This window comes from Kribbella sp. NPDC049174 (assembly GCF_043197365.1).
GTDB lineage: Bacteria > Actinomycetota > Actinomycetes > Propionibacteriales > Kribbellaceae > Kribbella.
Genome location: NZ_JBICSZ010000022.1, coordinates 1 through 11,277, shown reverse-complemented (window position 1 = coordinate 11,277; position 11,277 = coordinate 1). Strand labels below are relative to the sequence as shown.

Genomic DNA, 11,277 nt, shown 5'->3' with positions numbered 1-11,277 from the left:
TAGCCTGCCGGGTGTGACGATGCAGCCAGGTGACCTGGGCGAAGGGAGACACAGCGCGCGGTGAGTCCGCGCGTCCGTCGTCCTCGTCCTCGGTTTCCACGTCGGTGTCTGGGCGGTCCACCGCCCGGTCCTGCTACTCGGCTTCGGCGGTACGTCGGTGGCGTTCGCCCTCCTCAGCCAGGTCCATGACCTGTTCACCGGCGCCGGCGTTGCCGCCTACCACTTCGCGTCCCTGATCGGACGCATGCTGGCCGCGGTCCGGACGGGCGGTGCGGTCACCAAGTCGGCGGGGTACAGCTCCTTCATCGTCAGCCCGGTCCTGGTCGGTTGGGTGGCCGGCCACCCTCAGGACCGGGCTTGCCGTCGTGGTCGTGACGGCTCTCGGCATCGCCGTACTGGGTGCCCGCTGGCCAGGTCAACGGCTGCGCTGAAAGACAGTGATCAGCACGCCCTCGCCGACGGTCAGTGACTTGATCAGCTGCCACCGCGACTTGTCCGGGGTCTCGCCGAAGAGTTTCCGGCCGGTGCCGAGGACGACCGGGAAGATCATCAGGTGAATCTCGTCGACCAGGTCGGCGGCGATCATCTCCTGGGCGAGCTGGATGCTGCCCGGGACCTGGATCTCGCCGGCCACCTCGTCCTTGAGTTTGGCGACCTCGGCGCGGACGTCGCCGGACAGCACGCGCGTGTTGTTCCACTTCGGGTCGGTGAGCGTGCTCGAGACGACGTACTTCGGCATGCCGTTGTACTTGTCGGCCAATACACCCTCGTACTCCGGCCAGGCGGAGGCGAAACCCTCGTAGGTCTTGCGGCCGATCAGCAACGCCTCGGCGCCGAACGCCTCGTCTTCCTTGAACTTCTCCCCCTCCTCGCCGCGATCGAACTCGAAGCTCCAGTTGGGGTACTTGAAGTCCTCCCCGCCGGGCGCCTGTACGACGCCGTCGAGCGAGCTGAACGTGGTCACCACGATCGTCCCCATCGCGATCAGAGCTCCTGGGCGAACGAGCGCAGGACCGGAGCGAGCACGGGCGGCTCGACGTTGTGGTTCTCGCCCGTCACCGGGAGCAACCTCGCGGTCGGCAGCAACTCGGCCACGGCCTCGGCACCGGCCTGCAGGTACGGCGGAGTGGCGTCACCGTGGATGACCAGGACCGGGACGTCCACCGCGGCCCAGCGCTCGGCCGGGAGCGGGTTGCCCGACATCGTCGTGCCCATGATCCGGCCGTCGTACGCGATCGTCGCGGCGATCTCCTCGACCCCGGTCCAGATCGGCGTCCCCCGGACCATCTCGACGAACTCGGCCGGCATGTTCGCCGCCGCGGTCATGAACAGCTCCACCGCCTCGCCCGGGCGCCCGGCCTCGACACTGGCCTCGAGTCGCTCGACGTAGTCGGCCGGCAGCGGCGGACGGCCGTCGTCGGTCACCACCGGCGGCTCGAACAAGGCCAGCGCGGTGACGGGCAGCCCGGCCGCCGCGGCGTCCAGTGCGAGCAATCCACCCGAGGACCAGCCGAACAGGATGACCGGCTCGCCGGCGTCCTCGATCAGGGCGGCCAGATCCTCGATCTCCCGCTGGATCGCGTACGGCTTGGCGTCGGTGCTCTCGCCCCGGCCGCGCCGGTCGTAGGCGTAGGTCCGGAACTCGTCACTCAGCAGCTTCGCCACCTCGGCGTTCGACGGGTTCACGGCCCGGTGGGCGGTGGCGCCGTCGATCATGATCAGCGGCCGGCCCTCCCCGATGGCGTCGAAGGCGATCGTCGTACCGTCTGCGGATTTCATTGTGCTCATCGGAGCCTCCCTGTGGTGTCGTCCGGAACTAGACCGTACAGTACTCAGAAGAGAACTGGACTGTCTAGTATGATTTTCGGGAGCACAAAGGAGGACTTCGTGGATCAACGCCAACGGGCTGCTGTCTGGCAGCCGGAGCAGGCCGTCGCCATCGAGGGAGAGGGCCGGACACCGCGCAAACGCCGGGCGATCCTGGCCGCGGCGACCGAGGTCTTCCTGCAGCACGGGTACCTGGGCGCGAGTATGGACGAGGTCGCCGCCAAGGCGGGCGTCTCCAAACAGACCGTCTACAAGCAGTTCGAGAACAAGGAGCGCCTGTTCGCCGAGATCGTCCTCGGCACCAGCGATCAGTTGCTCGACGGACTGAGCCAGGCGTACGCCGAGACGCTCGACCAGGCGACCGATGCGCGCGAAGCCCTCCGGGCGCTGGCCCGGCGCTTCCTCGACAGCCTCACCACCGCCAGCGTGCTGCAGTTGCGCCGTCTCGTCATCGCCGAGGCCGATCGCTTCCCCGACGTCTGCGGTCGCTGGTTCACCGTCGGCTTCGAGCGGTCGCTCGAGACGCTGGGTGAGGCGCTGACCCGGCTGACCGAGCGCGGTCTGCTCCGCGAACTACCCGATCCGACCCTCGCGGCGTACCAGTTCGCCGGCCTGGTCATGTACAAACCGATGAACCGGGCCATGTTCGCCGGCACCGCGGCGGCCCCGGTCCCCGGCGAGCTCGACAAGCTCGCCGACCAGGCGACCGACGTCTTCCTCGCCGCCTACGGCCTAGAGGGTGCCGCGAGTTGACGTCCGGACGACCAGCTCAGGCGTGAACGTGACGCGCTGGTGCTCGTGGTCCGGGTTCGACGACTCGTCCAGGAGAAGCTCGGCCGCGGTCCGGCCGAGCAGCTGACGCGGCTGCCGGACCGAGGTCAGTGGTACGGCGGCCGCGGCGGCGAACTCGATGTCGTCGTACCCGACGATGGCGAGGTCCTCGGGAACCCGCAGGCCGAGGCTCACGCACTGCTGCAGCAGGCCCAGCGCCAACAGGTCGTTGGCGCAGAACGCGGCCGTCGGGCGGCGGGCCGCCGGCAACCCGGCAAGTCGTTGCCCTGCGCCCCTGCCTTCGGCGACGGTGAGGGCGCCGGTGGTCAGTTCGATCAGGTTTTCCGGGGGTTTCCCGGCCTTCCGCAACGCGCGGCGGGCGCCGTCGCGACGGTCGATGACCTGTCCGATCGTGTTCGGGCCGCCGACGTACGCGATCCGGTCGTGGCCGAGCTCGAGCAGGTGCGCGATGGCGAGCTCGCCGCCGAGGATGTCGTTCACCGCGACCGAGCAGTGCTCGCCGTCGTCGATGGCCCGGTCCACCACGACGACCGGCGTACCGCGGGCGGGGAGTTTGCGCAGGCGGGACGAGTTCTGGTCGATCGGGGTGATCAGCACCCCCTGGACCCGCTGCTGCTCGAGCAGGTCGAGGTAGTCGGCCTCGCGGTCGGCGTCCTCGTTGCTGTTGCAGAGGAAGACCGAGAGGCCGGCCGCGCGGGCAGCCTCTTCGACACCCTTCGCGACGTCGGTGAAGAACGGGTTGCCGGCGTCGAGCATCAGGTACGCGAGGATCCGGCTGCTGCCGGCCCGGAGTTGGCGGGCCGACTCGTTGCGGACGAACCCGAGTGACGCCATCGCCGCCTCGACCTTGGCCCGCGTCACCGGGCTGACGACCTCCGGCCGGTTCAGCACGTTCGACACGGTCCCCAATGAGACCCCAGCCGCCGCCGCGACCGCCTTCACCCCAGCCGCATGCTGCTTGGCCTTCCGCCGCCGCCCGCCGGCGGCGCCAGCCTTACGACTGCCGGCCGCGCGCGACGAGCCCGTGACGCTTGCCGCGGAGGCCTGCTCAGGCGCGCTGTCCGCTGCCATGCTCGACCTCCCGCGTCAAGGCCCTTGGTGGGCCGGCTTTGAAACGTCTTAGCGGCCAGAGCGTACCTGTTTTCCCTCGGTTTCCCGCAGTGTCCGTCCGGGATCGGCCTCGAAACGCGAACCACCTCTTGACGCCCCCAGCCGCCCGCCCTTACGTTCGTGCAATCTTCTTGAAACCTTTCAGCAACTCAGCCGCCCCGAGTTGGAGGTGACCATGACCGACGGCACGCCCCTGCTGCGGGTCCGCGGGGTGTCGAAATCGTTCGGCGCGGTCGCCGCCGTCCGGGAGGTCTCCTTCGACCTGTACGGCGGTGAGGCGCACGCCCTGGTCGGCGAGAACGGGGCCGGGAAGTCCACGATCGTGAAGATGCTGGCCGGTGTGCATCGCCCGGACGCCGGCACGATCGAGCTGAACGGCGTACCGGCCGAGCTGCACACGCCGGCCGACGCGAAGGCGGCCGGGATCGCCGTCATCTACCAGGAGCCGACCCTGTTCCCGGATCTGACCGTGGCCGAGAACATCGCGATGGGCCGCCAGCCTCTGGGTCGTTTCAAAACCATCGACCGGGCCGCGATGGTCCGGCAGGCCGCCCAGCTGTTCACCCGGCTCGGCGTGTCGATCGACCCGAACCGGCCGGCCCGCGGCCTGTCGATCGCGGATCAGCAGCTGGTCGAGATCGCCAAGGCGCTGTCCGCGGACGCGCGCGTGGTGGTGATGGACGAGCCGACCGCCGCGCTGACCGGGGTCGAGGTCGAGCGACTGTTCGCGGTCGCCCGGTCACTGCGTGACGACGGTGCCGCGCTGATGTTCATCTCGCATCGGTTCGAGGAGATCACCGCGCTGTGCGAGCGGGTCACGATCATGCGCGACGGCAAGCACGTGTCCACCGAGTTGCTGACCGACATCACCGTCGACGAGATGGTCCGCAAGATGGTCGGCCGCGAGCTCGGCGCGCTCTTCCCCAAACAGGACGTCGACGCAGGTCGTGCTCGGCCCGCCGACCGAGTTCACCGCGACCAACATCGACCAGTTCAACTTCTGAGGCTGCCCCGTGAATCGCTACTGCTTCTGTCTCCAGGTCAAACCCGAGCGCCTGGAGGAGTACGTCGAACGCCACCGTGACGTCTGGCCGGAGATGCAGGCCGCGTTACGCGACACCGGGTGGCACAACTACTCGCTCTTCCTCCGCGACGACGGCCTGCTGATCGGGTACGTCGAGGCCGAGGACCTGGAGGCGGCGCAGAAGGCGATGGCGGCGACCGAGGTGAACACCCGCTGGCAGGCGCAGATGACCGAATTCTTCACCGGGATCGATGGGAGGCCGCCGGACGAGTCCTTCCTGCTGCTCCCCGAGATCTTCCACCTGAAAGAGGACTGACCATGACGACCGACGCTGTCAGGAACGCACTGAGCCGCCAGGAGATCGAACTGCCCTCGTGGGCGTTCGGGAACTCGGGCACCCGGTTCAAGGTGTTCAGCCAGCCTGGTGTGCCGCGCTCGCCGGAGGAGAAGATCGCCGACGCCGCGATGGTGCACAAGTACACCGGTGTCGCTCCGAGCGTCGCGCTGCACATCCCCTGGGACAAGGTGGACGACTACGCGGCGCTGGCGGCGTACGCGAAGGGACAGGGCGTCCGGCTCGGCGCGATCAACAGCAACGTGTTCCAGGACGACGACTACAAGCTGGGCAGCGTCACCAACCCCGACCCGCGGGTCCGGCGGAAGGCGACGGACCACCTGCTCGAGTGTGTCGACATCATGGACGCGACCGGGTCTCGCGACCTGAAGCTGTGGTTCTCCGACGGCACGAACTACCCGGGTCAGGACGACATCCAGGAGCGGCAGGACCGGTTGGCGGCCGCGCTCAAGGAGGTGTACGACCGGCTCGGCGACGACCAGCGGATGCTGCTGGAGTACAAGCTGTTCGAGCCGGCCTTCTACACCACGGACGTGCCGGACTGGGGTACGTCGTACGCGCACTGCCTGGAGCTGGGGCCGAAGGCAACGGTCTGTATCGACACCGGGCACCACGCGCCGGGGACCAACATCGAGTTCATCGTCGCGTTCCTGCTGCGGGCGAAGAAGCTGGGCGCGTTCGACTTCAACAGCCGGTTCTACGCCGACGACGACCTGATGGTCGGCGCGGCGGACCCGTTCCAGTTGTTCCGGATCATGAACGAGATCGTCCGCGGCGACGCCCTCGATCCGGACCGCGGGATCGCCTTCATGCTCGACCAGTGCCACAACATCGAGGTGAAGATCCCGGCCATCATCCGGTCGGTGATGAACGTCCAGGAGGCCACCGCCAAGGCGCTGCTGGTCGACCGGGACGCGCTCCGGGCGGCCCAGGCCTCCGGTGACGTGCTGGGTGCGAACGCCGCACTGATGGACGCCTACAACACCGACGTCCGCCCGCTGCTCGCCGAGCTGCGCGAGTCGCAGGGGCTGGACCCGAACCCGGTCGCCGCCTACCAGCGCAGCGGGTACTTCGAGCAGATCGTCAAGGACCGAGCCGACGGCCAGCAGGCCGGATGGGGAGCCTGAACCACTATGACCGACACTGCAGCCGAACTCGTTGCGCGTAGCAACAGACTGGGTGCCGATCCGCGCAATACCAACTACGCCGGCGGGAACACCTCGGCGAAGGGAACGACGACCGACCCGGTCACCCAGCAGCCGGTCGACCTGGTCTGGGTGAAGGGCTCGGGCGGCGACCTCGGCACGCTGACGGAGTCGGGTCTCGCCGTACTGCGGCTGGACCGATTGAACTCCCTGGTCGACGTGTACCCCGGCGTCGATCGTGAGGACGAGATGGTCGCCGCGTTCGACTACTGCCTGCACGGCAAGGGCGGCGCGGCCCCGTCGATCGACACCGCCATGCACGGTCTCGTCGACGCATCGCACGTCGACCACCTGCACCCGGACTCCGGGATCGCGCTGGCGACCGCGGCCGACGGCGAGAAGCTCACCGCCGAGTGCTTCGGCGACCGGGTGGTCTGGGTGCCGTGGCGTCGACCCGGTTTCCAGCTCGGTCTCGACATCGCCCAGGTGAAGCGCGAGAACCCGCAGGCGATCGGCTGCATCCTCGGTGGCCACGGCATCACCGCGTGGGGCGACACCTCGGCCGAGTGCGAGGCGAACTCCCTCGACATCATCCGTACGGCAGAACGGTTCCTGGCCGAGCGTGGCAAGCCCGAGCCTTTCGGTGCCGTGGTGCCCGGCTTCGAGGCGCTGCCGGCCGAGGAACGACGACTGCGTGCTGCTGCCCTGGCTCCCGTGATCCGCGGTCTCGCGTCGACGGACAAGCCGCAGGTGGGTCACTTCAACGACTCGGACGTCGTACTGGAGTTCACCGCGCGGGAGCGGCTGGCCGAGCTTGCCGCGCTGGGCACGTCGTGCCCGGATCACTTCCTGCGGACCAAGGTCCGGCCGCTCGTGCTCGACCTGCCGGCGACCGTGCCGCTCGAGGAGGCCGTGATCCGGCTGCGGGAGCTGCATCTGCAGTACCGCGAGGACTATGCCGCGTACTACGACCGGCACGCGCAGCCGGACAGCCCGCCGATGCGTGGTGCGGACCCGGCGATCGTGCTCGTGCCCGGTGTCGGCATGTTCAGCTTCGGCAAGGACAAGCAGACCGCGCGGGTGGCCGGCGAGTTCTACGTGAACGCGATCAACGTGATGCGTGGCGCCGAGGCCGTGTCGACGTACGCGCCGATCGACGAGAGCGAGAAGTTCCGGATCGAGTACTGGGCGCTGGAGGAGGCCAAGCTGCAGCGGATGCCTCGACCGAAGCCCCTGGCGACTCGTGTCGCCTTTGTGACCGGTGGTGGTTCGGGGATCGGGAAGGCGATCGCGCAGCGGCTGGCCGCCGAGGGTGCCTGTGTTGTGGTGGCCGATCTGGACCTGGCCGCGGCCGAGGCGGTGGCGAAGGAGATCGGGTCGACCGATATCGCGGTGGCCGTGGGTGCCGATGTGTCGTCCGCGGAGGCCGTCGAGGAGGCGTTGCGTGCTGCCGTACTCGCCTTCGGCGGGGTCGATCTGATTGTCAACAATGCCGGATTGTCCATCTCCAAGTCGTTGCTGGAGACAACGGACAAGGACTGGGACCTGCAGCACAACGTGATGGCGAAGGGGTCCTTCCTGGTCTCGCGGGCGGCCGCGAAGGTGCTGATCGACCAGGCCATCGGCGGCGACATCATCTACATCTCCAGCAAGAACTCGGTCTTCGCCGGCCCGAACAACGTCGCATACGGCTCGGCCAAGGCCGACCAGGCGCACCAGGTCCGGCTGCTCGCCGCAGAGCTCGGCGAACACGGTATCCGCGTCAACGGTGTGAACCCGGATGGCGTCGTCCGCGGTTCCGGGATCTTCGCCAAGGGCTGGGGTGCACAGCGGGCCGCGGTGTACGGCGTACCGGAGTCGGAGCTGGGTGCGTACTACGCGCAGCGCACGCTGCTGAAGCGGGAGGTACTGCCGGAGCACGTTGCGGCGGCCGTCTTCGCTCTGACCGGTGGAGAGCTGACTCACACGACCGGTCTGCACGTTCCCGTCGATGCCGGCGTAGCCGCCGCGTTCCTGCGTTAGGAGTCGCAATGACGGAGCTGGATGTCCGCCCCGGGCTGGAGCGGATCACCACACGCAAGACCAGGATCGGGCTGGTCGCGGGCGGTCTGGGTGCCTACTGGCCGCAGTTCCCCGACCTGTTGCCGCAGTTGCAGGCGTCCGCGCGGCGGGTGTCCGAGCGGTTCTCGGCGCTGGACTGTGAGGTCGTCGACGTCGGGTTCATCTCGGACGCGCAGGAAGGCGCCGCGGCGGCCGAGAAGCTGCGGCTGGCCGACTGCGACCTGATCGTCGGCTTCCTGACCACCTACATGACCGCGTCGATGCTGGTGCCGGTCGCGCAGCGCAGCGGTGCGCCGGTGCTGCTGCTCAACCTGCAGCCGACCGAGTCGATGAACCACGCGACCTTCGACACCGGCGCCTGGCTCGCGTACTGCGGTGCCTGCCCGCTGCCCGAGATGGCGAACGCGTTCGAGCGTTGCGGGATCGACTTCCGGTCGGTCTCGGGATACCTCGAGGACGAGCGGGCGTGGGCCCGGATCGACCGGTGGATCCGGGCGGCCGGCGTACGGGCGGCGTTCCGGCACGGCCGGCACGGTCTGCTCGGACATCTGTATCCCGGGATGATGGACGTGATCACCGACCCGACGCTGGTGTCGTCCCAGCTCGGTGGGCATGTGGAGATCCTCGAGATCGACGATCTCCGGGTCCGGGTGGAGAAGGTCACCGACGCGGAGACCGCGGCCCGGATGGACCTGGCCCGGGACGTCTTTACTTTGGACGACTCGGTGGTCGAGGAGGACTTCCGCTGGGGTGCGACGGTGTCGGTCGCGCTCGATCGGCTGGTCGAGGACTTCTCCCTTGATTCCTTGGCGTACTACCACCGCGGGCTCGACGGGGAGATGCACGAGCGGGTCGCGGCCGGGATGATCCTCGGTGCGTCGTTGCTGACGGCAAGGGGTATTCCGGCGGCCGGCGAGTACGAGCTGCGGACGTCGCTGGCGATGCTGGTGATGGACCGGCTCGGCGCCGGCGGGTCGTTCACCGAGCTGCAGGCGCTGAACTTCCACGACAACGTGGTCGAGATGGGTCACGACGGGCCGGCGCACCTGGCGATCAGCTCGAGCAAGCCGTTGCTGCGTGGGCTCGGGGTGTACCACGGCAAGCGTGGCTGGGGCGTGTCCGTCGAATTCGATGTGAAGCATGGGCCGGTGACGGCGTGCGGTCTCGGCCAGCGCCGGGACGGTTCGTTCAACCTGATCGCGTCCGAGGGCACCGTCGTACCCGGGCCGCTGCTGCAGATCGGGAACACCACGTCGCGGGTCGACTTCGGGTGCGACCCGGGTGAGTGGACCGACGCGTGGTCCGGGTCGGGTGTGGCGCATCACTGGGCGCTCGGCACCGGTCACCGGGCCAAGGACCTGGAGGCGGTCGCGGACCTGCTGCATCTCGACCTCACCGTCGTCTCGCCATGAAGCGTGTCGCGGCGGTGGATCTGGGCGCGTCCAGCGGACGCGTCATGCTCGGCTCCGTCGGTGACGGTGTGCTCGAGCTGTCCGAGATCCACCGCTTCTGGAACGGCCCGGTGCAGGTCCGGGACACCCTCCACTGGGACATCCTCCACCTGTACCGCGCAATCCTCGAAGGCCTCCGCACGGCGGGCTCAGTCGACGGCATCGGCATAGACTCCTGGGCCGTCGACTACGGCCTACTGGATGCGTCGGGCCGCCTCCTGGGCAACCCGATCCACTACCGCGACTCCCGCACAGACGGCGTGATGGAGCAGGTCCTGCAGCGGGTGACCGCCGCCGAGCTGTACAACATCACCGGCCTCCAGCAACTCCCCTTCAACACCATCTACCAGCTGGCCGCCGAGGGCATGCTCGGGCAGGCAGACATGCTGCTGATGATCCCGGATCTACTGGCCTACTGGTTGACCGGGCAGGCCGCGGGCGAGCGGACGAATGCCTCGACCACGCAGCTGTACGACGTGCGGACTCGGGCGTGGAGCCCGGTGCTGGCTGAGCGTGTTGGTGTATCGATGAAGCTCTTACCGGAGTTGCGTGAGCCTGGTGACGTGATCGGAACGGTGTTGCCGGACGCGACTGGGCTAGCTGAAGGTACGCCGGTGATTGCGGTTGGGTCTCATGACACTGCTTCGTCGGTGGTTGCCGTACCGGCTGTTAATGAGCGGTTCGCTTACATCTCGTCCGGGACCTGGTCGCTGGTCGGGCTGGAGCTGGATGCGCCGGTGCTGACCGCGGAGGCGCGGGAGGCGAACTTCACCAACGAGGGTGGGGTCGACGGGCGGATCCGGTTCCTCCGGAACGTGATGGGGCTCTGGATCCTGCAGGAGTGCCAGCGGATCTGGGGTGCCGACGATCTGCCCGCGCTGCTCGCCGCCGCCGCCGACGCCCCGCCGTTCGCCGTCCTGATCGATCCGGACTCCCCCGAATTCCTTGCCCCCGGCAACATGCCACGCCGGATCGAGGAGCACTGCCAGGCCGCCGGCCAGGAGCTGCCGCGGTCGCAGGCGGCCACGGTCCGTTGTGTGCTGGAGAGTCTCGCGCTCGCCTACCGCCGGACGTTGCGGCAGGCGCAGACGATCGCGGACCGGCCGGTCGACGTACTGCACGTCATCGGCGGGGGATCGCAGAACGAGTTGCTCTGTCAGTTGACCGCCGACGCCTGTGGACTGCCCGTGCTGGCCGGGCCGGTCGAGGCGTCCGCGCTCGGCAACATCCTCGTCCAGGCCCGTGCCCTGGGCGAACCACTGCCGGACCTGGGCGCGATGCGCGCCCTGGTTCGTGCCACCCATCAACTGCGGCGCTACGAGCCGCAGGGAAAACCGGCCGACTGGGACGCCGCCGAGTCCCGGGTGTTCGGAACAAGTTGACTTCCTCCTCGCCGTGAAGGCTGAGGATTCCAACGACTACGCGGAGGTAGCGTGTTGAGGTTCACGCTTCGGCGAGACCCGTGCGGGCGTCTCTCGGCGTGCGCTGACGGCCCGTCCGGCCGCGATGTTG

Annotated in this window: 11 protein-coding genes; 8 read left to right on the top strand and 3 right to left on the bottom strand. The window is 68.6% G+C overall.

What is annotated here, in order from left to right:
• Nucleotides 1–157 precede the first annotated feature (157 nt).
• Entirely contained in the window at nt 158–469 is a 312-nt protein-coding gene (locus tag ACGFIF_RS43935; protein WP_393163830.1) for a hypothetical protein, read from the top strand.
• Here ACGFIF_RS43935 and ACGFIF_RS43930 read toward each other — a convergent pair.
• The gene (locus ACGFIF_RS43930) at nt 416–979 is read right to left on the bottom strand and encodes a dihydrofolate reductase family protein (RefSeq protein ID WP_393163828.1); all 564 of its coding nucleotides are present in this window, start codon (nt 977–979) and stop codon (nt 416–418) included. The two genes, ACGFIF_RS43935 and ACGFIF_RS43930, sit on opposite strands and share 54 nt — an antisense overlap.
• A gap of 5 nt (nt 980–984) precedes the next feature.
• Nucleotides 985–1,788 (bottom strand): alpha/beta fold hydrolase, encoded by an 804-nt coding sequence (locus ACGFIF_RS43925; RefSeq protein ID WP_393163826.1) that lies wholly within the window; start codon nt 1,786–1,788, stop codon nt 985–987.
• Nucleotides 1,789–1,887: 99 nt separating this feature from the next.
• On the opposite strand from ACGFIF_RS43925, the gene ACGFIF_RS43920 reads away from it, so the two are divergent.
• Nucleotides 1,888–2,580, top strand: a complete 693-nt coding sequence (locus tag ACGFIF_RS43920) for a TetR/AcrR family transcriptional regulator (RefSeq protein WP_393163824.1) — start codon at nt 1,888–1,890, stop codon at nt 2,578–2,580.
• On the opposite strand, the gene ACGFIF_RS43915 is transcribed toward ACGFIF_RS43920, so the two are convergent.
• Nucleotides 2,560–3,690, bottom strand: a complete 1,131-nt coding sequence (locus ACGFIF_RS43915) for a LacI family DNA-binding transcriptional regulator (protein WP_393163822.1) — start codon at nt 3,688–3,690, stop codon at nt 2,560–2,562. The two genes, ACGFIF_RS43920 and ACGFIF_RS43915, sit on opposite strands and share 21 nt — an antisense overlap.
• A gap of 214 nt (nt 3,691–3,904) precedes the next feature.
• On the opposite strand from ACGFIF_RS43915, the gene ACGFIF_RS43910 reads away from it, so the two are divergent.
• From ACGFIF_RS43910 to ACGFIF_RS43885, 6 genes are read left to right on the top strand one after another with little or no spacing between them, the layout of a single operon-like run.
• Nucleotides 3,905–4,813 carry an ATP-binding cassette domain-containing protein gene (locus ACGFIF_RS43910; protein WP_393163820.1) on the top strand — a complete coding sequence of 303 codons (909 nt, stop codon included), beginning with the start codon at nt 3,905–3,907 and terminating at the stop codon, nt 4,811–4,813.
• A complete protein-coding gene (locus ACGFIF_RS43905; RefSeq protein WP_393163818.1) occupies nt 4,743–5,069 on the top strand; it encodes an L-rhamnose mutarotase in 327 nt (108 codons plus the stop codon). Before ACGFIF_RS43910 ends, ACGFIF_RS43905 begins: the two co-directional genes overlap by 71 nt.
• 2 nt (nt 5,070–5,071) lie before the next feature.
• Nucleotides 5,072–6,235, top strand: coding sequence for an L-rhamnose isomerase (gene rhaI / locus ACGFIF_RS43900; protein WP_393163816.1), 1,164 nt, complete (start codon nt 5,072–5,074; stop codon nt 6,233–6,235).
• 6 nt (nt 6,236–6,241) lie between these two features.
• A complete protein-coding gene (locus ACGFIF_RS43895) occupies nt 6,242–8,275 on the top strand; it encodes a bifunctional aldolase/short-chain dehydrogenase (protein ID WP_393163814.1) in 2,034 nt (677 codons plus the stop codon).
• Between the two features lie 8 nt (nt 8,276–8,283).
• Nucleotides 8,284–9,726: an arabinose isomerase gene (locus ACGFIF_RS43890; RefSeq protein WP_393163813.1), complete on the top strand. Its 1,443-nt coding sequence runs from the start codon at nt 8,284–8,286 to the stop codon at nt 9,724–9,726.
• The gene (locus ACGFIF_RS43885) at nt 9,723–11,147 is read left to right on the top strand and encodes a rhamnulokinase family protein (RefSeq protein ID WP_393163811.1); all 1,425 of its coding nucleotides are present in this window, start codon (nt 9,723–9,725) and stop codon (nt 11,145–11,147) included. Before ACGFIF_RS43890 ends, ACGFIF_RS43885 begins: the two co-directional genes overlap by 4 nt.
• The last annotated feature ends 130 nt before the right edge of the window (nt 11,148–11,277 follow it).

What these genes read in the sequence shown, in the direction of transcription:
- ACGFIF_RS43915 (WP_393163822.1), bottom strand. Translation starts at nt 3,690, where the DNA reads ATGGCAGCGGACAGCGCGCCTGAGCAGGCCTCCGCGGCAAGCGTCACG.
- ACGFIF_RS43910 (WP_393163820.1), top strand. Translation starts at nt 3,905, where the DNA reads ATGACCGACGGCACGCCCCTGCTGCGGGTCCGCGGGGTGTCGAAATCG.
- ACGFIF_RS43930 (WP_393163828.1), bottom strand. Translation starts at nt 979, where the DNA reads ATGGGGACGATCGTGGTGACCACGTTCAGCTCGCTCGACGGCGTCGTA.
- ACGFIF_RS43895 (WP_393163814.1), top strand. Translation starts at nt 6,242, where the DNA reads ATGACCGACACTGCAGCCGAACTCGTTGCGCGTAGCAACAGACTGGGT.
- rhaI (WP_393163816.1), top strand. Translation starts at nt 5,072, where the DNA reads ATGACGACCGACGCTGTCAGGAACGCACTGAGCCGCCAGGAGATCGAA.
- ACGFIF_RS43885 (WP_393163811.1), top strand. Translation starts at nt 9,723, where the DNA reads ATGAAGCGTGTCGCGGCGGTGGATCTGGGCGCGTCCAGCGGACGCGTC.
- ACGFIF_RS43925 (WP_393163826.1), bottom strand. Translation starts at nt 1,788, where the DNA reads ATGAGCACAATGAAATCCGCAGACGGTACGACGATCGCCTTCGACGCC.
- ACGFIF_RS43890 (WP_393163813.1), top strand. Translation starts at nt 8,284, where the DNA reads ATGACGGAGCTGGATGTCCGCCCCGGGCTGGAGCGGATCACCACACGC.